A 22,378-nucleotide genomic window follows, 5' to 3' on the forward strand; every position below is an offset into this window, starting at 1 on the left:
CGTGGTGATTGCAGTAGCAAGAAGCCTTTACCTGGAGCGTCAACGGAAAAAAACCTGAGACATACGCCATTTTTAGCAATGGAGATATTATGCGTTACTGCTTATTGTGCCTGAGTTTGCTGCTCTGCCCGCTGGCGGCTTTTTCCCAGGACGCCAGCTGGCAGCAAATCAAAAATGACGCCCGCGGTCAGACGGTATGGTTCAATGCCTGGGGTGGCGATAACGCCGTTAACCAGTATCTCGACTGGGTTAGCGGTGAGATGAAAACGCACTATGCCATTAACCTGAAAATTGTGCGGCTGGCGGATGCCGCCGACGCCGTTAAACGCATCCAGACCGAGGCGGCGTCCGGGCGAACAACCGGCGGATCTGTCGACTTATTGTGGGTAAACGGTGAAAACTTCCGCACATTAAAAGAAGCGGGTCTGCTGCAAACCCAGTGGGCGCAGGCGTTACCTAACTGGCGCTATGTTGATACCCGGAAACCGGTCAGTGAAGACTTTGCCATCCCCACGGAAGGGGCAGAATCGCCATGGGGCGGCGCACAGCTAACCTTCATTGCCCGGCGCGATCTCACCGCCCAGCCGCCGCAATCCCCGCAGGCGTTGCTTGAATTTGCGCAGGCGCACCCTGGCACAGTTACCTACCCGCGCCCGCCAGACTTTACCGGAACGGCTTTTCTCGAGCAGTTGTTGATTATGCTCACCACGGAACCGCAAGCATTGAAAGTTGCGCCCGATGCCGCCACATTCGCCAACGTTACCGCTCCGTTATGGCATTATCTTGACGCTCTACACCCTTCACTATGGCGTGAAGGCAAAGATTTTCCTCCCACGCCTGCGCGGATGGATGCGTTGCTGAATACCGGTACGCTGCGCTTATCATTGACCTTTAACCCAGCCCACGCGCAGCAAAAAATGGCCAGCGGCGAATTGCCTAAAACCAGCTATAGTTTTGGTTTCTCACAGGGCATGATCGGCAACGTGCATTTTGTCACTATTCCGGCAAATGCTCGCGCCAGCGCCGGAGCAAAAGTCGTGGCAAACTTCCTGCTTTCTCCCGAAGCGCAGTTGCGTAAAGCTGACCCTGCTATCTGGGGAGACCCTTCGGTGCTTGATCCGCAAAAACTGCCAAACGAACAGCGTAACGCACTGCTGGCGTATACCCCGCAAGGACTCCCTGCCGTGCTGCCAGAACCACATGCTGCCTGGATAAATGCACTGGAACAAGAATGGCTACGCCGCTACGGTACGCATTAATTCTGTTGCTGTGGGGCATCATGACGGCAGTTTATCTGCCGCTGGTGCCAGCAACGTTCTCTCTGCTAGCCCCAGCGCTTCGCACCACGCACTGGCTGGCGCTCTTTGACGATCCTCAACTCTCGCAGGCGTTGCTGGCAACGCTGGTTTCCGTAAGCCTCGCGGCTCTGGGTGCCCTGACCATTACGCTGTTGGCGATCCTCTTTTTGTGGCCTGGCGCTGGCTGGGCGCGATTGTGCACGCGCCTGCCCTTGCTGCTGGCGATCCCGCACGTCGCATTCGCGACCAGCATGCTGTTGATTTTTGCCGAAGGCGGCATGCTCTGGCAGTGGCTGCCCTTTCTCAACTCGCAACTGGACCGCTATGGGGTTGGGCTTGGCATAACGCTGGCGGTGAAAGAGAGCGCCTTTTTGTTGTGGATCCTCTCAGCCCTGCTGAGTGAAAAACAACTTTCACAGCAGGTTATCGTCCTGGATTCGCTGGGTTACAGCCGTTTGCAATGCCTGAACTGGCTGGTACTGCCCTCCATCGCCCCTGCGTTAGGCAAAGCCATGCTGGCCGTCGTGGCCTGGTCACTCTCCGTTGTGGATGTGGCCATCGTCCTTGGCCCCGGCAACCCGCCCACGCTTGCTGTGCTGAGCTGGCAATGGCTCAGCCAGGGCGATGCCGAACAACAGGCCAAAGGCGCACTCGCCAGCCTGCTGCTGGTGTTGCTGCTATTTATCTTCGCGCTGGTGGGCTATCTGTTCTGGCGTGGCTGGCGGCGCACAATTCCGGCAGTAAACGGAATACGCCTGCGTTTTTCGTCCACAACAATCGCACGGCCGCTGGTACAACTTTTGCCCATCAGCGGAGTAGTATGCGCCCTGGTGCTGGCGCTTTCCGCCAACTCTTCATCGCTCAACAGCGACGCGCTCAGTAACAGTCTGCAACTGGGGCTCATCTCCAGCGTGCTGGGGTTACTGATGCTCTTTGCGTGGCTGGAATGGGGACCGCAAACCGGACACCGTTGGGTCTGGCTGCCCATTATCCTACCCGCGCTGCCGCTGGTCACCGGACAGTATCTGTTGGCATTATATACCGGACAAGATGGGCTGATGACGACCATCATCTGGGGCCACCTGCTGTGGGTGATGCCGTGGATGCTGTTTGTGCTCAAACCGGCGTGGCAACGCATTGACCCACGATTGATTTTGATTGCACAAACGCTGGGCTGGACACGAGGTCGCATATTTTGGCGGGTTAAATGCCCGCTGCTGTTACGCCCGGCACTGATCGCCTTCGCGGTTGGCTTCTCGGTCAGTATTGCCCAATATATGCCAACGCTATGGTTAGGGGCCGGACGCTATCCCACCCTGACCACCGAGGCGGTGGCATTAAGCAGCGGCGGCAGCACGGCTGTTTTAGCGACACAGGCGCTATGGCAGTTTCTGTTACCGCTATTCGTTTTCGTACTGGCGGCGCTTTTCGCCGCGTGGCTCGGCCGCTTTCGACAAGGACTCCGTTAATGCTCATCGTTCAAAGCCTTTCAGTGTACCGGGGCGCGACAACGCTACTGAAAGATGTGAACTTCCAGGTTAGCAAAAGTGACATTGTCACTATTATGGGGCCTTCCGGTAGCGGTAAGTCTTCGCTTTTTTCGTGGATGGTCGGCGCATTGTCTCCTCAGTTTCAAGCTTCAGGCGAACTGTGGCTCAACGAACGGCGTATAGACACGCTGCCCACCGCGCAGCGCCAGATTGGCATTCTGTTCCAGGATGCGTTGTTGTTTGACCATTTCAGCGTTGGGCAGAATTTACTGCTGGCCTTACCCGCCAGCCTGCAAGGATCCGCCAGACGCCATACTGTTGAAAACGCCCTTACGCGCGCGGACCTTGCTGGATTTTATCATCGCGATCCGGCCTCGCTCTCCGGCGGCCAACGATCGCGTGTCGCCCTGCTGCGCGCCCTGCTGGCTCAGCCTCAGGCGCTGCTGCTCGATGAACCCTTTAGCAGACTGGATGCGTCGCTACGCGATACCTTTCGCCAGTGGGTCTTTACCGAGGTGCGCAAGCTGAATATTCCGGTGGTACAGGTTACGCATGACGCGCAGGATGTCCCGTCAGCAGGCCGTGTATTACAGATGGAAAACTGGGCGTGAATGTGGCGATATGCTGCGTTAACGCAAGGTTTTTACTTAACCGGCGGCACAGAATGTCGTCTTCTTTTTTCAACGTCGGGCTATTCGATGAAACGTGTTTCTCAAATGACCGCGCTGGCACTGGCTTTAGGGCTCGCTTGCGCTTCTTCCTGGGCTGCTGAAACAGCACAGACGCTCACCCTCAACCAGTTACAGCAAAAGCAAGGCGCGGCGATCGATACCCGTCAGAGCGCTTTTTACAACGGCTGGCCACAATCGCTCAATGGTCCTTCCGGACACGAACCCTCCGCACTGAATCTGTCTGCCGCCTGGCTCGACAAAATGAATGATGAACAACTCAATGCCTGGGTGAAGGCGCATCAGCTAAAAACCGATGCGCCGGTGGCGTTGTATGGTAGCGATAGCGAGATGCAGGCCGTTAAATCCCGCCTGCAGAAAGTCGGTTTTAGCCATATTTCAACCCTCAGCGACGCCCTTGCGGATCCTGGCCGCCTGCAACGTCTGCCGCACTTCGAACAACTGGTTTACCCGCAGTGGCTGCACGACCTGCAGCAGGGAAAAGAAGTGACCGCTAAACCTTCGGGTGACTGGAAAGTGATTGAAGCCGCCTGGGGCGCGCCGAAGCTGTATCTGCTCAGTCATATTCCCGGTGCAGGATACATTGATACCAACGAAGTCGAGAGCGAACCACTGTGGAATAAAGTTTCCGACGTGCAACTCAAAGCCATGCTGGCAAAACATGGTATTCGCCACGACACCACGGTGATTTTATACGGTCGTGATGTCTATGCCGCCGCGCGCGTGGCGCAAATCATGTTGTATGCAGGCGTGAAAGATGTGCGTCTGCTCGACGGCGGGTGGCAAACCTGGTCAGATTCAGGTTTACCGGTGGAACGCGGAACGCCGCCGACGGTGAAAGCGGCTCCTGATTTTGGCGTTGCTATCCCTGCCCAACCACAACTAATGCTGAATACGGAACAGGCTCGCGGCCTGCTGCATCGCCAGGATGCGTCGCTGGTCAGCATCCGCTCGTGGCCTGAGTTTATTGGTACCACCAGCGGCTATAGCTACATCAAGCCAAAAGGTGAGATCGCAGGCGCACGCTGGGGCCACGCGGGGAGTGATTCCACGCATATGGAAGATTTCCATAACCCGGACGGCACCATGCGCAGCGCGGATGATATCGCCGCCATGTGGAAACAGTGGAATATCACGCCAGACCAGCAGGTTTCTTTCTACTGCGGCACCGGCTGGCGTGCTTCAGAAACGTTTATGTATGCCCGCGCGATGGGCTGGAAAAACGTCTCTGTTTACGACGGTGGCTGGTATGAGTGGAGCAGCAATCCGAAAAACCCGGTCGCCAGCGGTGAACGGGGTCCGGACAGCAGCAATTAAGATTGGCATTATTGCCGGATAAGCGCATCCGGCAACACAAGACCTTACGCCTGACGCTGAACCGCTTTCAGCGTCAGATATCCGCTCCAGATCCGAGTGAACGTCGTCATCCAGCACAGCGCGCCAAAGACCCACGCCAGCACGGCAAAAGATTCCGGGAACAAACAGCCCAAAACAAACAGCAAAATAGTCTCAGTGCCTTCGGTTAGCCCCCCCAGATAATAAAACGATTTATGCGCGTAGCCTGGGTTATCAATATCGTGTTTCGCTGCCAGGGCCGCGAAGGCGAGGAAGCTGCTGCCAGTGCCAATAAACGCAAACAACAGCCAGCCCCCAGCCAGTGCATTCTGCGCAGGTGCGGCAAGAATAAAACCAAACGGTACTAAGGCGTAAAACAGAAAATCGAGTGAGATATCGAGAAATCCTCCCGCGTCGGTTAGCCCTCTGCGCCGCGCCAGCGCGCCGTCCAGCCCGTCAAACAAGCGATTAAGCACAATGACCACTAGCGCCGCCAGATACCAGCCTAACGCCAGAAATGGCAGGGCCAACACGCCAATAGCAAAACCAACCAGCGTCAGGCCATCCGGGGTAATCGCAGGTTTATCAATAATGCCCACACAGCGATGCAACAGCGGTTTTAACCGTGGATGAAGATGACGGTCAAGCATGCGGACGTCCTTTAAAACTGTCGCACAATCCTTGCGCAGGAATATCGAGGGCGGCATTAAAACGCGCCGAGAGATTTTGAAACGCAATCAGCGCGGTCATTTCAGTAATGACGTCATCGGTAAAATGCTGCTTCATTTGCGTTTTCAGCGCATCGTCAACCTGCGGTGGCGTGGCGGTCACCGCATCCGCATAGGCCAGCGCTATGCGCTCTTCTGCGTTAAACAGCGCTGATTCTTGCCAGTTGGCGACCTGCAAGACTTTATCCAGCGCGCCACAGCGTTCCGCCAGCCGTAAGCTGTTGGCATCAACACAGAAGGCGCAATGACATACCTGAGAAACGCGGGTCATTAACAATGCGCGCATCACCGGCGTTAAGCGCGCCTTTTTACGCTCCAGAAACCCGACAAACAGCGCCACCAGCCAGAACAGAAACGGCATCCGCCCCCACCAACGCGTGGGATGCAGCACATCGCCATAATGTTTTTTCTGCGTCGCGACGAGCGGTTGCAAACTGGAGGGAATACGCGTTAACGGACTTACCCACGAGTGAGGATCGTTCAACGATGACTCCTGAATACTTTAGATAACTCAAAGATAAATATAGTATGTCATTTTCTGCTGTTAGATCTTGATGAATATGATGAAAACCCTCGACGTGGTCGCCGCTATCATTGAACGTGATGGCAAAATTTTACTGGCTCAGCGTTCGCCGGATGCGGATCAGCCAGGCATGTGGGAATTTGCTGGCGGTAAAGTTGAGTCGGGCGAAAGTCAGCCTCAGGCTCTGGTGCGTGAACTGCGTGAAGAATTAGGCATCGACGCAGTCGTTGGGCGCTATATCGCCAGCCATCAACGTGAGGTTTCGGGCCGGCTGATTCATTTACATGCCTGGCATGTACCGTCTTTTCAGGGAGAACTGAATGCGTATGAACACCAGAATATGGTCTGGTGTTCACCCGAAGAGGCGCGGCGTTATCCGCTGGCGCCTGCCGATATCCCGCTGTTAGAAGCCTTTATTCTTTTACGCGCCGCCAGACCAGCGGATTCGTGCTGATCGTTTTATCATCGCGTTGGCACTGAAGCAGCACACCATCCGCTTTGATCACCGCCCCTTCGGAATAGTTTTGATCCTGATAAATACAGCACTGACTACAAGGCTGCGCTCGCTGCCCGCTGGAACTGAACACTTCCGGCGGCACATTCACCTGCACATCCGGGCGATAAAGCTGATTTGCCAGCGTCGCGCTGGACACCAGTACCAACGCTCCTGCCATGATTAAACGGCGCATATTCTTTCCTTTGTGACTGACAGTTATGCTCAGTATAACGGTATAAATCGGCAGAAACTTTAGTCCCGCCCGTCATCGTTTTTGGTTATGACCCACGCCGCGATATTAATTTACTTAGCGGGGTTAATTTTTTCTTGCGTCCCGTCACGCTGCTGGTGGTATAGTCAAAAACTGCAAAACACTTAACACAAATATCAAAAATATAACCATATCAATACATAAGAGGTTTTTATATCTATGGATCAGACATGTTCTCTGGAGTCGTTTCTTAACCATGTACAAAAGCGCGACCCAAACCAAACCGAGTTCGCGCAAGCCGTTCGTGAAGTGATGACGACGCTGTGGCCCTTCCTTGAGCAAAACCCACGTTATCGCCAGATGTCGCTGCTGGAGCGTCTGGTTGAGCCGGAGCGCGTGATCCAGTTCCGCGTAGTCTGGCTCGACGATCGTAATCAGGTGCAGGTTAACCGTGCGTGGCGCGTGCAGTTTAGCTCCGCCATTGGCCCATACAAAGGCGGTATGCGTTTCCACCCTTCCGTAAACCTGTCGATCCTGAAATTCCTCGGTTTCGAGCAGACCTTTAAAAATGCCCTCACCACGCTGCCGATGGGCGGGGGTAAAGGCGGGAGTGACTTCGACCCGAAAGGTAAAAGCGAAGGTGAAGTGATGCGTTTCTGCCAGGCGCTGATGACCGAGCTGTTCCGCCATTTAGGTCCCGATACCGACGTTCCGGCGGGCGATATCGGCGTGGGTGGTCGTGAAGTCGGCTTTATGGCCGGGATGATGAAAAAACTGTCCAACAACAGCGCCTGCGTCTTTACCGGTAAAGGTCTCTCTTTCGGCGGCAGCCTGATCCGCCCGGAAGCGACCGGCTATGGCCTGGTGTACTTCACCGAAGCGATGCTTAAACGTCATGGCCTCAGCTTTGAAGGCATGCGCGTGGCGGTCTCTGGCTCCGGTAACGTTGCACAATTCGCCATTGAGAAAGCCATGGAATTTGGCGCCCGGGTGGTGACCGCTTCCGACTCCAGCGGCACTGTGGTCGACGAAAGTGGATTTACCAAAGAAAAACTGGCGCGTCTGTGCGCGATCAAAGACAGCCGTGACGGTCGCGTGGCGGATTACGCCCGGGAGTTTGGCCTGACCTATCTCGAAGGCAAGCAGCCGTGGTCGGTTCCGGTCGATATCGCCCTGCCGTGCGCCACCCAGAACGAACTTGATGTCGACGCGGCGCGCGTACTGATCGCCAACGGCGTGAAAGCTGTCGCCGAAGGGGCCAACATGCCGACCACCATCGAAGCCACCGACCTGTTCCTCGAAGCGGGCGTTCTGTTCGCGCCGGGTAAAGCCGCCAACGCCGGTGGCGTAGCGACCTCCGGTCTGGAAATGGCGCAAAACGCCGCACGTCTGGGCTGGAAAGCGGAGAAAGTGGACGCGCGCCTGCACCACATCATGCTGGATATTCACCATGCCTGCGTTGAATACGGCGGCGAAAGCAAACAAACCAACTACGTACGTGGCGCCAATATCGCGGGCTTCGTGAAGGTTGCCGACGCGATGCTGGGCCAGGGTGTGATTTAATATTGTCTCTGTAGAACCGTAGGCCGGATAAGGCACGGGTGCCGCATCCGGCAAAGCCTGATGGCGCTACGCTTATCAGGCCTACAGACTTACACGCCTGCCTCTTCGGATGGCGGGCTTTTTTTCGCCGGGCGTTTACGCGGCGCGCTCTTTTTCTTATCGCCACCACTGCCACCCGGCGCGACAATTCCCCGGAAGCGCCGTACCGGCGTACTGCGCGCCTGATCGATGAGCTGATACAGCGTTCCCACCAGCGGCTGCATGAAATCCTGATAACGACACTGTTTTTCGCTGATTTGGGTCAGAATAGATTCCCAGTGCGCGGTCATATCCGGACGCGTCGCCATTTCCGGCAGCGAGTGAAACAACGCTTTTCCGGCATCGGTCGAATGGATATAGCGCCCTTTTTTCACCAGGAATCCGCGTTTAAACAGCAGCTCGATAATCCCGGCGCGCGTCGCTTCCGTACCCAATCCATCCGTGGCGCGCAGGATCTTTTTCAGATCTTTATCCTGCACAAAGCGCGCAATCCCGGTCATCGCTGACAGCAACGTCGCATCGGTAAAATGGCGTGGCGGCTGAGTCTGACGTTCAACCACTTCGCCTTTTTCGCACAGCAATTCATCGTCTTTAGCCACCACCGGCAACGGCGTCCCGTCGTTATCTTCATCACGCTCCTTATTGCCAAGCAGCGTGCGCCATCCGGCCTCCGCCAGAAAACGCGCTTTGGCGACAAACTTGCCTTTGGCAATATCCAGCTCAATAACGCACTTGCGGAATACCGCATCCGCACAAAACTGCATCAGATACTGACGGGCAATCAGGTTGTAAATTTTCGCTTCGTTGTCATTCAGGTTGATGGACGAACTGCGCGCGGTAGGAATGATGGCGTGGTGGGCATCCACCTTTTTATCGTCCCAGCAGCGGTTTCGCGTATCGGGATCCACCGCGGGTTGCGGAAGCAGATCCGGCGCATGAACGCTAATTGCGTTCATTACCGCATGACGTCCGGCAAAATGTTCTTCCGGCAGATAACGGCTATCCGAACGCGGATAGGTAATCAGTTTATGGGTTTCATACAGTTTCTGGCAGATATCCAGAACGTTCTGCGCGCTCAAACCAAAGCGTTTCGCCGCTTCAATCTGCAACGCCGACAGCGAAAACGGCAGCGGCGCGGATTCTGATTCCCGTTTATCGTTATAGCTGGTAACGAGCGCCGGCTGCCCGCTAATACGGTTCACTACGTGTTCGGCCAGCGTACGATTCAGCAAGCGCCCTTCTTCGTCCTGATACGGCTCACATGCTTCGCTGGGCTGCCAGATAGCGGTAAACCGCTCATCGGCGGGCGTCACGATATGCGCTTTCACTTCAAAGAAATCTTTGGCGACGAAGTTTTCAATCTCTTCATCGCGACGCACAACCAGGCCGAGCACCGGCGTCTGTACGCGCCCGACCGAGAGCACACCCTGATAGCCTGCGTTTCGCCCAAGAATGGTGTAAGCACGGGTCATATTGATGCCGTACAGCCAGTCGGCCCGCGCGCGCGCCAGGGCCGACACGCACAGCGGGATGAACTCACTGTTGGCCCGCAGACGCTCAATAGCCCGTTCGACGGCCTGCGGGTTGAGGTCGTTAATCAGACAACGTTGCACCTGCTGGCGCTTTTCAGGAGCCAGTTGCAGGTAATCCAGCACTTCATCCACCAGCAGTTGTCCTTCACGATCGGGGTCTCCCGCGTGAATAACCTCGCTGGCTTCATGTAAAAAGCGCTTGATAACGTTGAGCTGTTTGGTCACCGAAGGACGTGGCTGCAGTTGCCACTTTTCCGGGACAATCGGCAGATCGACCAGACTCCAGCGCGCATAACGGCTGTCGTAGGCGTCTGGCTGCGCCTGTTCAAGCAGGTGACCAATACACCAGGTCACCACTTGTCCGTTTCCGCATTCAATAAAGCCGTCACCTTTGCGATGCGGCTTTGGCAGCACATCGGCGATAGCGCGCGCCAGACTCGGTTTTTCGGCAATAAACAACCGCATCGAGTTAACGGATCTCAACCATGGCGCGACCGCCACGAGCTTCCACTAACTCACCAATCGCAGTGAGATCGATACCAAACTGCGCCGCTGCCGCTTTCACTTCGGCTTCCGCTTCCGGCGTTACCGCCAGCAGCAAACCACCGGAAGTTTGCGGATCGCAGAGCAGGTCGCGAACCGGCTGCGGCATTTCACCCATCAGGTGTCCGTAGCTGGCAAAGTTACGCTGGGTACCGCCCGGCACCGCGCCCTGCGCGATGTACTCTTCAACGCCAGGAAGCTTAGGAATATCCTGGTAAATAATCTGCGCCTGAATGCCTGCGCCCTGACACATCTCGCTCAGATGTCCCAGCAGACCAAAACCGGTAACGTCGGTCATGGCTTTCACGCCCTCGATATCGGCAAATGCCGCGCCGGCAATGTTCATCCGGCACATCACTTCCGTCGCCAGCCCTTTGTGCTCCGGCTTCAGCAGCGATTTTTTCTCTGCGGTTGTCAGGACGCCAATGCCCAGAGGTTTGGTCAGGAACAGCTTGCATCCCGCCTCGGCGGTGCTGTTTTTCTTCACGCGTTCAGTCGGCACAACGCCGGTAACCGCAAGACCGAAGATAGGCTCCGGGGCATCGATAGAGTGACCGCCCGCCAGCGCGATACCCGCCTGACGGCAGGCAAAGCGTCCGCCTTCGGTCACTTCACGGGCGATTTCCGGCGCCAGCTTATCCAGCGGCCAGCCCAGAATAGCAATTGCCATAATCGGTTTGCCGCCCATAGCAAAAATATCGCTGATGGCGTTGGTGGCGGCAATACGGCCAAAATCAAACGGATTATCGACAATCGGCATAAAGAAATCGGTGGTGCTGATAACGCTGGTGCCATTACCCAAATCGTAGACAGCGGCGTCATCGCGGGTTTCATTACCCACGAGTAAGTTTGGATCAACGAACTTCGCCTGCTCGCTGTGCAGGATGGTTTCCAGCACTTTAGGGGAAATTTTACAACCGCAACCGGCTCCGTGGCTGTATTGCGTTAAACGAATAGCTTGCTCGCTCATGGACATCTCCTGTCATTGCAATTCGGATATGGTAGCGCTCATTCCATGATGTGGTAAGAGTGACTGTCTGAATTCAGGTGTCTTTGCTCATAATCCAGACAGTTTTGCCGTTGATATCAGAAATAACGAACAAAAGCGCTCGGATCGGCCAGGCTAATGGTCGTGGACGCTTTTAGCTGCGGCGTACCCAGATAGAGAAAACCGACGATCTTATCCTGCGGACGACAATCAAACGCTTCGCGAACTTCCGCGCTTTCCGTTAATGCGCCGCTACGCCAGATACCGCCAAAGCCCTGAGCAACAGCGGCCATCTGCATGGCCATTACCGCGCAACCGGCAGACATTTCCTGTTCCCACAGCGGAACCTTGTCGTTTTCTTCACATTTCGCGACGACGGTAATGATCAGCGGGGCGCGAAACGGCGCCGTCCGCGCTTTTTCCTGAGCTTTCTCGTCGCTGCCTGCGGCAATAGCGCCTTTTTCAAGCACGGCGCTAAAGCGCTCGCGCCCTTCGCCCTCAATGACAAAGAACTGCCACGGTTGCAGCGTTTTGTGGTCTGGCGCGCGCATTCCCGCCCGCAGAATGTTTTGCAGTTGCTCTCCCGCCGGTGCCGGTTCGACAAGACGAGAAGCGCTACGACGGGTGATGAGTAATTCGAGTGCATCCATTTGTTTAACTCCAACAATGAGATTTATTCACAAAATTAACACGTGAGCGGATTTTGTTACAGCACAGGCGGTGATTCCTGCTGACAAGTGCCCGTTGGGTCATTACGATAGCCACATCTTAACGCCTTTTTCGGGATAACCGGGTGGCGTGTTGTTAATCGGTAGGGAGAATACATGCGAACCCTGTGGCGATTTATTGCCGGATTTTTTAAATGGACATGGCGATTACTCAATTTCGTCCGTGAATTTGTGCTTAACCTGTTCTTTATCTTCTTGGTGCTGGTTGGCGTGGGGATCTGGATGCAGGTCAGTAGCAGCAACACCAGTGAACATGCTGAACGTGGCGCGCTGCTGTTGGATATCTCGGGCGTGATTGTCGACAAGCCTTCAAGCACCAGTCGCTTGAGCGCCATTGGTCGTCAACTGTTTGGCGCCAGTTCTGACCGACTGCAGGAAAACTCCCTGTTTGATATCGTGAATACCATTCGCCAGGCGAAAGATGACCGCAACATCACCGGCATCGTGATGGATTTGAAAAACTTTGCCGGGGCCGACCAGCCTTCAATGCAGTACATCGGTAAAGCGCTGCGGGAATTCCGCGACAGCGGCAAACCGGTCTTTGCCGTGGGCGATAACTTCAGCCAGGGGCAATATTACCTCGCCAGTTTTGCCAACAAAATTTACCTTTCTCCGCAGGGTTCCGTTGATCTGCACGGTTTTGCCACTAACGGTCTGTACTACAAGTCCCTGCTGGATAAACTGAAAGTCTCAACGCACGTGTTCCGCGTCGGTACCTATAAGTCTGCGGTAGAACCCTTCATCCGCGATGATATGTCCCCTGCCGCGCGCGAGGCCGATAGCCGCTGGATCGGCGAGCTGTGGCAGAACTATCTCGATACGGTAGCCGCAAACCGTCAGATCCCGGCCCAACAGGTGTTCCCCGGCGCGCAAGCGATGCTGGACGGTTTGACAAAAGTCGAGGGCGATACCGCAAAATACGCGCTCGACAACAAACTGGTGGATGCACTCGCCTCCAGCGCTGAAGTCGAAAAAATGCTGACCAAACAGTTCGGCTGGAGCAAAGCGGATAAAAACTTCCGCGCCATCAGCTACTACGATTATTCGCTGAAAACCCCGGCGGATACCGGAGAGAGCATTGGCGTCATCTTCGCGAATGGCGCGATTATGGACGGCGAAGAAACCCCAGGGAATGTGGGCGGCGACACCACTGCCGCACAAATCCGCGAAGCGCGTCTTGATCCGAAGGTGAAAGCCATTGTTCTGCGAGTGAACAGTCCTGGCGGCAGCGTCAGCGCCTCCGAAGTGATCCGCGCTGAACTGGCTGCGGCCAAAGCGGCGGGCAAACCGGTCGTCGTGTCAATGGGCGGTATGGCGGCATCAGGCGGTTACTGGATCTCCACGCCAGCCAGTTACATTGTGGCTAACCCCAGCACACTGACCGGTTCAATCGGGATCTTTGGCGTGATCAACACAGTGGAAAACAGTCTGGATTCCATTGGCGTACATACCGACGGCGTAGCCACCTCTCCGCTGGCGGACATTTCCATCACTAAAGCGTTACCGCCGGAAGTACAGCAAATGATGCAACTGAGCATCGAGAACGGCTATAAGCGCTTTATCACGCTGGTCGCGAATGCACGTAAGACAACGCCAGAGCAGATTGACAAAATCGCTCAGGGCCACGTCTGGACCGGCCAGGATGCGAAAGCCAACGGTCTGGTCGACAGTCTGGGGGATTTTGACGACGCCATCGCGAAAGCGGCTGAACTGGCCAAACTGAAACAATGGCACATTGAGTATTACCAGGACGAACCCACATTCGTGGATATGGTCATGGACAGTATGTCAGGTTCGGTTCGCGCCATGCTGCCCGCCGCCATTCAGGCAATGCTTCCGGCTCCGCTGGCTTCTGCGGCAAGTACGGTAAAAGCTGAAAGCGATAAGCTGGCCGCGTTTAACGATCCGCAAAACCGCTATGCGTTTTGCCTGACCTGCGCCAACGTTCGTTAACCGTCAAATGCTGCCCCGGATGGGGCAGCATTGATTCGGGTATTCCGACAATCCCCAGGCGTACAGCCAAATTCCCGACTAAACATGCGAATAAAGTGCGCGCAGTCGCTAAACCCCAGACGCAGCGCAATCTCCGTTACGCTCTCTCCAGAATTTATCAGTAGCCAATGGGCATAACGCAATCGGGCGCTACGGATAAACTCCCCCGGCGACTGAGAAAACTCAGCATTAAACAACCGGGTCAACTGCCGTGGACTCAGATTGACTTCTGCGGCAAGCCATTGGGTGGAGATAGGTTTAACCAACCCTTTCTCAATCAAAAATACGGCCTTACGTAAGCGGCTATCGCTCACATGTGTAAAGCCTATCGCTCTGGAAACCGCCACGGAAGTGCCGTCTATTCGGTTAGGCACTGACATCTGGAAAATGGCTTTTGTCGCTCTGTCGGGGCCACAGTGTCGGCGAATAAGCTCCGTCGCCAGTCCGATCGTTGAGATACCGCCCGGGCAAGTCAGTATCCCCTTTTCTTCATGGAAATCGACGCCGGTTCGGGCGGTCAACAGAGGAAATTGCGTCTTAAAATCGTTCAGATGCCAGGGATGAACCGCCGCAGTTAATCCCTGTAGAAAACCCTCCTGCGCCAGAACAAAGCTGCCCGTACAAACACCGACCAGCGGGATATTCCGCTGATGGGCAAGATGCAGATAACGCCGCGCGGCAGGGTCCGCTTTTGCCATACTGCGCAATAGCCCACCGATCACCACGATATAATCGAACTGTTCCGGGGTAACGAATGCGCTATCCGGCATCATCGCCATGCCCGAACTGCTTAAAACAGGCTGTTCTGGCGTAGCGCTCATCAGACGCCAGGAACAGCGGATCTTCTGGCTGTCATCCCCCATATCCGCCGCGTGACGCAGCGCATCCGTCAACCCCGCCAGTGCCAGTAAAGGAAATTCAGGCCATAGTACAATCCCGACATTTAATTGCGGCCTGAGGGGCATCGCTGTCTGGTTCGCATCAATGGCGGTGATAATATCGCGATCCGCTTTTCCACCTGGGGGCAACGCAATGTTGTTTTTCTTCACTTCAGGCTCCGGTTTAAACCCGGGCGATGGCGCAAAATTGCCCGGGACGGTAATGACACACAAAGCAATCCTGTCAGTATCAACAGCGCCCCTACGATAAACGCAGGCTGTAGCGATTCTCCCAGAAACATCACACCGGCGATAATCCCCATCGCAGGCGTCATCAGAACCAGCGTTCCCAGCGAAGCAACATGATAATTACGCAGCAGAGTAAACCAGATTAGATAGCTTGAAAATGCGACGACCAGCGTCTGGAAAGTCAGACTAGCCATCAATGTCGAGGTCATATGTATCGTCGTTTCACCCAGCATCAAACCAATAAGCAATAACACAATACCGGTGATAGCGAGTTGATAAAACAACGTACACGATGAAGGGATGGTAGCAAGACGACTGCAGCGAATCACAACGCTGGACGTTCCCCAGGCAATGCCCGCACACAGCCCGCACAAATCGCCTGCCAGACTCCACTGCGTATTCCCGTCATGCGCAACCCACATCACGGCGACGGCAATCCCGAAAAAGGCGATGCCCAACCCGCACCACTGCAGACGGCTCAGGCGTTCCTCAGGCAAAATAATATGTAACCCGACAGCGGAAAACAACGGCGCGGTGTACAGATAAAGCGCCATATGAGAGGCAGTCGTCAGCGTTATTCCGACAGAAACCAACACGAACTCAAGCGCAAAAAGCAGCCCAACGATAGTACCCATTCTGGCAATACTGCGCTCACGCAGGCGGCCAAATATATTATCCCGGCGGTGAAAAAGCAGTCCAATCAGCAGCGCGGCGATTGCAGAACGCAACCCCACCTGAAGAAACGGCGACATATCATCAGCCGCGGATTTAATCGCAACCTGTTGACTACCCCAGACACCGCAAATCACCACCATCAGCAAAATAGCGGCATTATCGATTCTCTTTCTGATCATTTCTCGATCCGTAAAAGTACGCGTAAAAGAAGGTCGATACTGTAGGACTGAGGGGGGAGAACCACACTGTATAATCGGGACAACGCACTGAACGTAAATGACATATTGATCAGACAACCGGTATGCGTCATTTGCGCTGTCTTTTTTCAGGAGGGACTTTATACTGCGCCTGTTCATGCACAACTTAATCTGTGACGCCCATGCAAAAGAAATCGATTTACGTTGCCTATACCGGCGGTACCATTGGTATGCAGCGCTCAGAACAGGGTTATATCCCCGTTTCTGGTCATCTTCAGCGCCAGTTGGCATTGATGCCAGAATTCCACCGCCCTGAGATGCCAGACTTCACCATCCATGAATACGATCCGCTGATGGATTCTTCCGATATGACGCCGGAAGACTGGCAGCATATTGCGGAAGACATTAAATCGCACTATGACGATTACGATGGTTTTGTCATTCTCCACGGTACCGACACCATGGCGTTTACCGCTTCGGCGCTCTCTTTCATGCTGGAGAATCTCGGCAAGCCGGTGATTGTGACAGGGTCACAAATACCACTGGCAGAATTACGCTCCGACGGACAAATTAATTTGCTGAATGCGCTCTACGTTGCAGCGAATTATCCGATTAACGAAGTGACCCTGTTCTTCAATAATCGACTGTTTCGCGGCAACCGTACTACCAAAGCGCATGCCGATGGTTTTGACGCCTTTGCCTCACCCAATCTTTCCCCTCTCCTGGAAGCGGGTATCCATATCCGTCGACTGGGAACACCACCTGCGCCACACGGTACGGGCGAACTGATTGTTCACCCTATCACGCCACAACCGATTGGCGTGGTGACTATTTATCCTGGGATTTCTGCCGATGTGGTACGCAACTTCTTGCGCCAGCCGGTTAAAGCGTTAATTTTACGCTCTTACGGCGTGGGCAATGCGCCGCAAAATAAAGAGTTTCTGCAAGAGCTTGAAGATGCCAGCTCACGCGGCATCGTGGTGGTTAACCTTACGCAGTGTATGTCCGGCAAGGTGAACATGGGCGGTTATGCGACGGGGAACGCACTGGCGCATGCTGGCGTTATCGGCGGCGCGGATATGACAGTCGAAGCAACGCTGACCAAACTGCACTATTTGCTGAGTCAGGGGCTGGACACGCAGAGCATTCGTCAAGCAATGTCGCAAAACCTGCGTGGCGAGCTCACGCCAGACGAATAAAGGAGTTAATGCCCATGGCCCGAGCCTTACTGTTGGTCGATTTACAGAATGACTTTTGTGCCGGCGGCGCCCTCGCCGTCCCGCAAGGCGACAGCACCATCGATATTGCTAACCGCCTGATCGACTGGTGCGCCCCGCGCGGCGACACCGTCGTCGCCAGTCTCGACTGGCATCCGGCTAATCATGGTAGTTTTGCCAGCCAGCACCAGGTTGAACCTTACAGCCAGGGGCAACTGGACGGCCTGGCGCAGACGTTCTGGCCCGACCATTGCGTGCAAAACAGCGAAGGGGCAGCCCTGCATCCTTTGCTGAACCAGCGCGCGATAGCGCAAACCTTCACTAAGGGCGAAAACCCGCTGGTCGACAGTTATAGTGCGTTTTTTGATAATGGTCGTCGTCAGGCAACCGCACTGAACGCATGGCTGCTCGAACATCGCGTTGCCGAGCTCATCATCATGGGGCTGGCGACCGATTATTGCGTAAAATTTACCGTTCTGGATGCGCTCGATCTGGGTTACGCCGTCAGTGTCATTACCGACGGTTGTCGTGGCGTCAATATTCACCCCCATGACAGTGCAAACGCCTTTATGGAAATGGCGGCGGCGGGTGCGACGTTGTATACGCTGGATGACTGGCTGGAAACCCAACCGTAAGCGACGCCGACAGGATCGCTCCTGTCGGCACGTTATTTCAGGCCAGGGTTGAAATCTCTTCCAGAGAAACTTTGCGTGTTTCGATGCCAAAGCACAACAGAATCAGTGCGCAGAGCACCAGCATAACGCCCAGCACGATAAAGACAGTGCTCGAGCCGTAGCGTGTCAACAGAATAGCGACGCCATAAGGCGTAAACACCGCGACAATCCTGCCCACCGCATTCACAAAACCCGATCCTCGCAATCTCAGATGTGTCGGCCACAACTCCGGGACATATACCGCAGAGGCAAAGCAAACATACATATACAGAAAAAAGATCATCACCAACCCGTAGCTCAAAATGGCCCACTCTTCAGTTTGAATCGAATAGAAATATCCGAGCAGCGCGATAATAACGAGTAAGAATGAACCAAACAGCCTCCGTGGAAAACGATCGATAATCATCGCGGCAATAAATATTCCAACGGGCGCGCCAATCATAATTATCGCGGTCATAAAGATAGACTTCGTCACATCGATTCCCGAATTAACAAAAATCGTTGGGATCCATACTGTGATGGTATAGAGCGAAATATTCATCGCGATAAGCACAGTGATCGCCACCAGCGTACAGCGCAACATCGGCCCCTTGAACAGTAGCCAAAATGAACCACTTTCCACGCCAGAGTGCACAGCCAGGCACTGGCTCTGACAGGAGGGTAAGGTGATATTTTTCTCTGTCTCAATCTGCGACTCCACCAGTATCAGGTGTTTTTCAGCTTCACTTCTCTGTCCCTTACCAGCCAGCCAACGGGGAGATTCGATAAAGTACTTTCCGGACAGATACCAGGCCAACAGCATTGTCGCGCCACCGAGCAGAAACATCACCCGCCAGCTTAACCAGGCAATAACCACGACGCCAACAGCCGCGGACAGCATCGGCGACCAGTTACCAACAAATGACAGGCGGGCAGACCACTTTCCACGTACTGCAGGCGGAATAAATTCGGTAAACGAAGCATAGCCCACCATAATCAGCGCGCCCATTCCGATCCCCATCAGGCAACGGAAAAAAATAAGCCAGTACATGTTGGGCACAAACGTTGCCGCGCAAGCAGAGACCCCAACAATCAGCAAATTAATGCGGAATGCCTTGCGTCGACCGAGATAATCACCAATAAAGCCCCCGGTTAGCGAACCGACAAAATAGCCAAACATCAGCGCCGAGGTAAATGCTGCGTTGAGATAATTGTTAGACCAACCAGTACTGACTAATTTTGCCAATACCACATTCCCGGAATAACTGAGGAAACCGGTGACTAATAAACTAAAACTTATAATGCCAAAAATACGAAAATGAAATCGCGATAAGGGTAAACGATCTAATCTTGCACAGATAGGGTCACATTGTTCCATCTGGATGCCTCAAATTCAACTAAACAGAAAGTATGGCGCTCGCGGCAGTGGTAATTTTGCCGCGCCATCCATCATCATTAGATTTTTATGGCATTATCCAGGTGCAAACTAAAATAATATCGACACGAGTAACGTTAAAATTAATAAACGAGTTGAATATTATTCTCTTTACAAAACGCAATCCACTCTGCACCCGGTGCCTTATTGGTTATAAGGTAGTTAATATGGCTAAAGTCCACGAGCTGGACGAAAGCTTTACGATCAAACTTTGAGTGATCAACCAACAGGGCCACCTCAGTCGCCTGGCGGATCATGGTTTTTTTGATTTCCGCTTCTGCTTCGTTAGAGTCAAGCGCCCCACTTTGCATATCCAGACCTTTGCAGCTCATCACCATAATATCAACATGATAGCGACTGATGATCTCCTTGGTGATCCTTCCCTGCAACGACAACGTATTCTTATTCAGCTCGCCGCCCGTAGAAACGACGTTAATTTCTGACTGCGCCAGTTCATGAAATGCTTCAGCCGAGTTGGTTAGCAGCGTCAGATCGTTTCTTTCCTTTAACAGCTTTAATAATTCCATCGCCGTACTGCTGGAGTCAGCGGCCATTGTGGTCTTATTTTTAATAAACGGTAATGCATTACGAGCAATGATCTGCTTCTCTTCAAAAAAAGACTTTGCACGTTTATAAAAATGAATATTGTCAGACAACGCGGTGGTATTAAGTACCGCACCACCATATGTTCGGGTCAAAAAACCTTCATCTTCCAGCTTCTCGAGATCGCGGCGAATTGTTTCCTCAGTTACCTGAAAGATGGAACTTAAATTAGATACCGCCACTTTCTTATCATTAGCCACCATTTGCTTAATGGCCTGAATCCTGTCTTTTGCCGCCACGATGACACCTCTGTTTCCTGCAAAGTAATAATAAGACCCTAGTATCTCACAGGCTATGTTTATTTTCAAAAGAACATGTCTGAATCACAGATTTAGTACTCTTTTACACAGAAACAGAGGTCATTGCCAGCTGGATTATTTTATATCCAACGCTTCTGCCATTTGTCTCATCAATGATGAATCGCCATCAGTCAGGGCAACGGTCAGCGCCTCGACGTTTTCGCGAACCTGTTCAGGCGCGGTCGCTCCGCTCAGTAAGGTGATTAAATCGCTTTGCTTCAAAATCCACGCCAACGCCAGCGCGGGGATCGTGCAACAGTATTTTTCACACAATGGCCGCCATTGCTCGAGCATATCAATCACCCGCAGCATATTTTCCCGTTGGAACCAGACTTTGTTGGCCCGTGCGCCGCCAGGAATATAATCCCGCGCGATTGTTCCAGTCAGTAAACCCTGTTCGAGCGGTGAATAAACCTGCACGACGATGCCATGCTGCTGACATAACGGCAACAATTCAGCTTCCAGTCCGCGATCAAGGATGCTGTACTTAGCCTGCACGATATCCAATTGGCCGTGTTTAAGATACTCCCTGATATGCCCTGCATCCACGTTGGCGGCACCGATAGATCGAATCTTGCCTTCTTTCTTAAGTGCGTTCAGCGTGTCTACGGTTTCCGCAATCGGTGTAAAACAGGGTTCGACCGATTGCCAGTGGGTCATATAGATATCAATGCTTTCTATACCCAACCTTTGCAAACTGGCATCGACCTCTTCACGAATCGACTCGGGCGTGAGGTTTTTATACAACTGGCGATCGCCCACTTTGTTAAAAAGGCTGCCTGTCCGCTCCCAGACAATGCCGCATTTAGTTTCAACCACGATATCTTTACGCGGTAACTTTTTCAGCGCCTGCCCAACAATGACTTCACTATTACCAAAGTTGTAGCCTGGAGCGGTATCAATCAGATTAATACCGCAGCGATGCGCCTCGACAATGGTATCGATACAAACCTGCAGATCGAGATCGCCGTTCCATGCCGGACCGCCGCCAATGGCCCATGTCCCTAATCCCATGCGGGAAAGCATAATATCCGTACTGCCTAAAGGAATCTTTTTCATCTGCCGTTATTACCCTTCATATTCATCAAGAAGTTGTTCAACCAGCTTTCTGTTTTTTACGCCCGTTGTGGCGCCCACGCTCAGTACCGATATTGCTGCCGTTGCGTTAGCAAACAGTGCGCACTCGCGCAGCGACTTGCCTTCAAGTAACGCGGAGATAAATCCCGAGGCAAAATTATCTCCCGCGCCGATGGTGTCGATAGCGGTAATTCCTGAAACCGCCGGCACCTCCATTTTCATATCGGTACGCTTGATAAAGCAGCCTCTTTTACCGGTCTTAATCACTACCGTTTTTACGCCACAGCTCAGGAAACTGTCGGCAATTTCATCCAGCGTCTCTTTGCCGGTAAGCTGTTTTGCTTCCTCAAAATTAGGAAACAAATAGTCTACGTAGCTCAAAGCCTGGCGAATATCGTTCAGCGTTTCATTAAGTCGTGGCTTAATCATATCGGCACAAATAATTAACCGATGTGCTTTCGCCTGAGTGAAGATCGTCGTTAATGCTTCGCCGTCGAGTAGCGGGCTGTTAAAAATACTCGCCAGCGACAGCAGCTTTACCTGAGAGAAGCGGTCAAAATCAACATCGTTTATATTCAGCTTCCACAGGCTACCATTGCGGTTGGTGACGAAGGTGCGTTCGCCATCAGCCGTAACCAAACCCACGTTAATAGAAGTATCAATATCCGCATCCTGTTTCAGACTTTGAATATCAATGTTCTCCCGACGACAGTGGTCGAGAATAAAATGACCTGCCGCATCCTCCCCTACCCGACTAATTAACGCAGTACGATGCCCAAGGCGAGAAATAATAGTCGCTTCATTAATCGCGTCGCCCCCGATGGTCATGGTAATACGTTCTAACGGATAAGAATCTACATCAAAGATATTTTTACTCACTGGCTGTAAGGGGATATCAACAATTGCCGCCCCTATACAAATAACCTCGATATTATCCATA

Annotated in this window: 21 protein-coding genes; 9 read left to right on the plus strand and 12 right to left on the minus strand. The window is 53.5% G+C overall.

Features of this window, described 5'->3' with window-relative positions; translation table 11 throughout:
* The first annotated feature begins 89 nt into the window (after nt 1-89).
* The 4 genes from KQJ18_RS01385 to KQJ18_RS01400 all read left to right on the plus strand — a co-directional run bounded on the left by KQJ18_RS01385 (nt 90) and on the right by KQJ18_RS01400 (nt 4,794).
* Nucleotides 90-1,259, plus strand: a complete 1,170-nt coding sequence (locus KQJ18_RS01385) for an ABC transporter substrate-binding protein (RefSeq protein WP_129694904.1) — start codon at nt 90-92, stop codon at nt 1,257-1,259.
* On the plus strand, nt 1,232-2,767 hold the full coding sequence (locus KQJ18_RS01390; RefSeq protein ID WP_216421272.1) for a thiamine ABC transporter permease: 1,536 nt from the start codon (nt 1,232-1,234) through the stop codon (nt 2,765-2,767). Before KQJ18_RS01385 ends, KQJ18_RS01390 begins: the two co-directional genes overlap by 28 nt.
* A complete protein-coding gene (locus KQJ18_RS01395) occupies nt 2,767-3,399 on the plus strand; it encodes an ATP-binding cassette domain-containing protein (RefSeq protein WP_085049508.1) in 633 nt (210 codons plus the stop codon). The genes KQJ18_RS01390 and KQJ18_RS01395 overlap by 1 nt, the downstream gene beginning before the upstream one ends.
* Nucleotides 3,400-3,486: 87 nt before the next feature.
* Nucleotides 3,487-4,794: a sulfurtransferase gene (locus tag KQJ18_RS01400; protein ID WP_185655735.1), complete on the plus strand. Its 1,308-nt coding sequence runs from the start codon at nt 3,487-3,489 to the stop codon at nt 4,792-4,794.
* A 44-nt stretch (nt 4,795-4,838) separates the two neighbouring features.
* Here KQJ18_RS01400 and KQJ18_RS01405 read toward each other — a convergent pair whose 3' ends face one another.
* Both KQJ18_RS01405 and KQJ18_RS01410 read right to left on the minus strand, forming a co-directional pair.
* Nucleotides 4,839-5,462 carry a CDP-alcohol phosphatidyltransferase family protein gene (locus KQJ18_RS01405; protein ID WP_069324283.1) on the minus strand — a complete coding sequence of 208 codons (624 nt, stop codon included), beginning with the start codon at nt 5,460-5,462 and terminating at the stop codon, nt 4,839-4,841.
* Entirely contained in the window at nt 5,455-6,024 is a 570-nt protein-coding gene (locus KQJ18_RS01410; RefSeq protein ID WP_069324284.1) for a carboxymuconolactone decarboxylase family protein, read from the minus strand. Before KQJ18_RS01410 ends, KQJ18_RS01405 begins: the two co-directional genes overlap by 8 nt.
* A 79-nt stretch (nt 6,025-6,103) precedes the next feature.
* On the opposite strand from KQJ18_RS01410, the gene KQJ18_RS01415 reads away from it, so the two are divergent.
* Nucleotides 6,104-6,517 (plus strand): pyrimidine (deoxy)nucleoside triphosphate diphosphatase, encoded by a 414-nt coding sequence (locus tag KQJ18_RS01415; protein WP_170973238.1) that lies wholly within the window; start codon nt 6,104-6,106, stop codon nt 6,515-6,517.
* Here the strand turns inward: KQJ18_RS01415 and KQJ18_RS01420 are convergent.
* Nucleotides 6,477-6,752 (minus strand): YnjH family protein, encoded by a 276-nt coding sequence (locus tag KQJ18_RS01420; RefSeq protein ID WP_038640091.1) that lies wholly within the window; start codon nt 6,750-6,752, stop codon nt 6,477-6,479. The two genes, KQJ18_RS01415 and KQJ18_RS01420, sit on opposite strands and share 41 nt — an antisense overlap.
* Before the next feature lie 237 nt (nt 6,753-6,989).
* Between KQJ18_RS01420 and gdhA the strand changes: the two genes are divergently transcribed.
* Nucleotides 6,990-8,333: an NADP-specific glutamate dehydrogenase gene (gdhA, locus tag KQJ18_RS01425; protein ID WP_038640089.1), complete on the plus strand. Its 1,344-nt coding sequence runs from the start codon at nt 6,990-6,992 to the stop codon at nt 8,331-8,333.
* A gap of 89 nt (nt 8,334-8,422) precedes the next feature.
* Here the strand turns inward: gdhA and topB are convergent, their stop codons facing one another.
* The 3 genes from topB to KQJ18_RS01440 form a co-directional block, all read right to left on the minus strand.
* The gene (topB, locus tag KQJ18_RS01430) at nt 8,423-10,369 is read right to left on the minus strand and encodes a DNA topoisomerase III (RefSeq protein WP_038640087.1); all 1,947 of its coding nucleotides are present in this window, start codon (nt 10,367-10,369) and stop codon (nt 8,423-8,425) included.
* 4 nt (nt 10,370-10,373) lie between these two features.
* Nucleotides 10,374-11,417, minus strand: coding sequence for a selenide, water dikinase SelD (gene selD / locus KQJ18_RS01435; RefSeq protein WP_199980039.1), 1,044 nt, complete (start codon nt 11,415-11,417; stop codon nt 10,374-10,376).
* 116 nt (nt 11,418-11,533) lie between these two features.
* Nucleotides 11,534-12,085, minus strand: a complete 552-nt coding sequence (locus KQJ18_RS01440; RefSeq protein WP_038640085.1) for an NAD(P)H nitroreductase — start codon at nt 12,083-12,085, stop codon at nt 11,534-11,536.
* Nucleotides 12,086-12,259: 174 nt separating this feature from the next.
* On the opposite strand from KQJ18_RS01440, the gene sppA reads away from it, so the two are divergent.
* Complete coding sequence (sppA, locus tag KQJ18_RS01445) at nt 12,260-14,116, plus strand: signal peptide peptidase SppA (protein WP_216421274.1); 1,857 nt, start codon at nt 12,260-12,262, stop codon at nt 14,114-14,116.
* On the opposite strand, the gene KQJ18_RS01450 is transcribed toward sppA, so the two are convergent.
* Together KQJ18_RS01450 and KQJ18_RS01455 are read right to left on the minus strand one after the other, a co-directional pair.
* Nucleotides 14,113-15,204: a helix-turn-helix domain-containing protein gene (locus KQJ18_RS01450; protein WP_038640083.1), complete on the minus strand. Its 1,092-nt coding sequence runs from the start codon at nt 15,202-15,204 to the stop codon at nt 14,113-14,115. The two genes, sppA and KQJ18_RS01450, sit on opposite strands and share 4 nt — an antisense overlap.
* Nucleotides 15,201-16,136, minus strand: a complete 936-nt coding sequence (locus KQJ18_RS01455; RefSeq protein WP_253297433.1) for a DMT family transporter — start codon at nt 16,134-16,136, stop codon at nt 15,201-15,203. The genes KQJ18_RS01450 and KQJ18_RS01455 overlap by 4 nt, the downstream gene beginning before the upstream one ends.
* Before the next feature lie 200 nt (nt 16,137-16,336).
* Between KQJ18_RS01455 and ansA the strand changes: the two genes are divergently transcribed.
* Together ansA and pncA are read left to right on the plus strand one after the other, a co-directional pair.
* Nucleotides 16,337-17,353: an asparaginase gene (gene ansA, locus KQJ18_RS01460; protein ID WP_038640081.1), complete on the plus strand. Its 1,017-nt coding sequence runs from the start codon at nt 16,337-16,339 to the stop codon at nt 17,351-17,353.
* Nucleotides 17,354-17,361: 8 nt separating this feature from the next.
* Nucleotides 17,362-18,006: a bifunctional nicotinamidase/pyrazinamidase gene (gene pncA / locus KQJ18_RS01465; RefSeq protein ID WP_121528951.1), complete on the plus strand. Its 645-nt coding sequence runs from the start codon at nt 17,362-17,364 to the stop codon at nt 18,004-18,006.
* A gap of 37 nt (nt 18,007-18,043) precedes the next feature.
* On the opposite strand, the gene KQJ18_RS01470 is transcribed toward pncA, so the two are convergent.
* The 4 genes from KQJ18_RS01470 to KQJ18_RS01485 all read right to left on the minus strand — a co-directional run bounded on the left by KQJ18_RS01470 (nt 18,044) and on the right by KQJ18_RS01485 (nt 22,377).
* Nucleotides 18,044-19,402, minus strand: a complete 1,359-nt coding sequence (locus tag KQJ18_RS01470) for an MFS transporter (RefSeq protein WP_216421275.1) — start codon at nt 19,400-19,402, stop codon at nt 18,044-18,046.
* 140 nt (nt 19,403-19,542) lie between these two features.
* Nucleotides 19,543-20,301, minus strand: a complete 759-nt coding sequence (locus tag KQJ18_RS01475; protein ID WP_032943120.1) for a DeoR/GlpR family DNA-binding transcription regulator — start codon at nt 20,299-20,301, stop codon at nt 19,543-19,545.
* 135 nt (nt 20,302-20,436) lie between these two features.
* Nucleotides 20,437-21,420 (minus strand): aldo/keto reductase, encoded by a 984-nt coding sequence (locus tag KQJ18_RS01480; protein ID WP_216421276.1) that lies wholly within the window; start codon nt 21,418-21,420, stop codon nt 20,437-20,439.
* 9 nt (nt 21,421-21,429) lie between these two features.
* Entirely contained in the window at nt 21,430-22,377 is a 948-nt protein-coding gene (locus KQJ18_RS01485) for a sugar kinase (RefSeq protein ID WP_137350552.1), read from the minus strand.
* Between the last annotated feature and the right edge of the window lies 1 nt (nt 22,378).

The organism is Citrobacter sp. S55_ASV_140 (assembly GCF_018919505.1).
Taxonomy (GTDB): Bacteria; Pseudomonadota; Gammaproteobacteria; order Enterobacterales; family Enterobacteriaceae; genus Citrobacter; species Citrobacter werkmanii.

What these genes read in the sequence shown, in the direction of transcription:
- topB (WP_038640087.1), bottom strand. Translation starts at nt 10,369, where the DNA reads ATGCGGTTGTTTATTGCCGAAAAACCGAGTCTGGCGCGCGCTATCGCC.
- sppA (WP_216421274.1), top strand. Translation starts at nt 12,260, where the DNA reads ATGCGAACCCTGTGGCGATTTATTGCCGGATTTTTTAAATGGACATGG.
- KQJ18_RS01395 (WP_085049508.1), top strand. Translation starts at nt 2,767, where the DNA reads ATGCTCATCGTTCAAAGCCTTTCAGTGTACCGGGGCGCGACAACGCTA.
- KQJ18_RS01485 (WP_137350552.1), bottom strand. Translation starts at nt 22,377, where the DNA reads ATGGATAATATCGAGGTTATTTGTATAGGGGCGGCAATTGTTGATATC.
- selD (WP_199980039.1), bottom strand. Translation starts at nt 11,417, where the DNA reads ATGAGCGAGCAAGCTATTCGTTTAACGCAATACAGCCACGGAGCCGGT.
- ansA (WP_038640081.1), top strand. Translation starts at nt 16,337, where the DNA reads ATGCAAAAGAAATCGATTTACGTTGCCTATACCGGCGGTACCATTGGT.
- KQJ18_RS01400 (WP_185655735.1), top strand. Translation starts at nt 3,487, where the DNA reads ATGAAACGTGTTTCTCAAATGACCGCGCTGGCACTGGCTTTAGGGCTC.
- KQJ18_RS01470 (WP_216421275.1), bottom strand. Translation starts at nt 19,402, where the DNA reads ATGGAACAATGTGACCCTATCTGTGCAAGATTAGATCGTTTACCCTTA.
- KQJ18_RS01420 (WP_038640091.1), bottom strand. Translation starts at nt 6,752, where the DNA reads ATGCGCCGTTTAATCATGGCAGGAGCGTTGGTACTGGTGTCCAGCGCG.
- KQJ18_RS01390 (WP_216421272.1), top strand. Translation starts at nt 1,232, where the DNA reads ATGGCTACGCCGCTACGGTACGCATTAATTCTGTTGCTGTGGGGCATC.
- KQJ18_RS01385 (WP_129694904.1), top strand. Translation starts at nt 90, where the DNA reads ATGCGTTACTGCTTATTGTGCCTGAGTTTGCTGCTCTGCCCGCTGGCG.
- KQJ18_RS01440 (WP_038640085.1), bottom strand. Translation starts at nt 12,085, where the DNA reads ATGGATGCACTCGAATTACTCATCACCCGTCGTAGCGCTTCTCGTCTT.
- KQJ18_RS01415 (WP_170973238.1), top strand. Translation starts at nt 6,104, where the DNA reads ATGAAAACCCTCGACGTGGTCGCCGCTATCATTGAACGTGATGGCAAA.
- gdhA (WP_038640089.1), top strand. Translation starts at nt 6,990, where the DNA reads ATGGATCAGACATGTTCTCTGGAGTCGTTTCTTAACCATGTACAAAAG.
- KQJ18_RS01480 (WP_216421276.1), bottom strand. Translation starts at nt 21,420, where the DNA reads ATGAAAAAGATTCCTTTAGGCAGTACGGATATTATGCTTTCCCGCATG.
- pncA (WP_121528951.1), top strand. Translation starts at nt 17,362, where the DNA reads ATGCCCATGGCCCGAGCCTTACTGTTGGTCGATTTACAGAATGACTTT.
- KQJ18_RS01455 (WP_253297433.1), bottom strand. Translation starts at nt 16,136, where the DNA reads ATGATCAGAAAGAGAATCGATAATGCCGCTATTTTGCTGATGGTGGTG.
- KQJ18_RS01405 (WP_069324283.1), bottom strand. Translation starts at nt 5,462, where the DNA reads ATGCTTGACCGTCATCTTCATCCACGGTTAAAACCGCTGTTGCATCGC.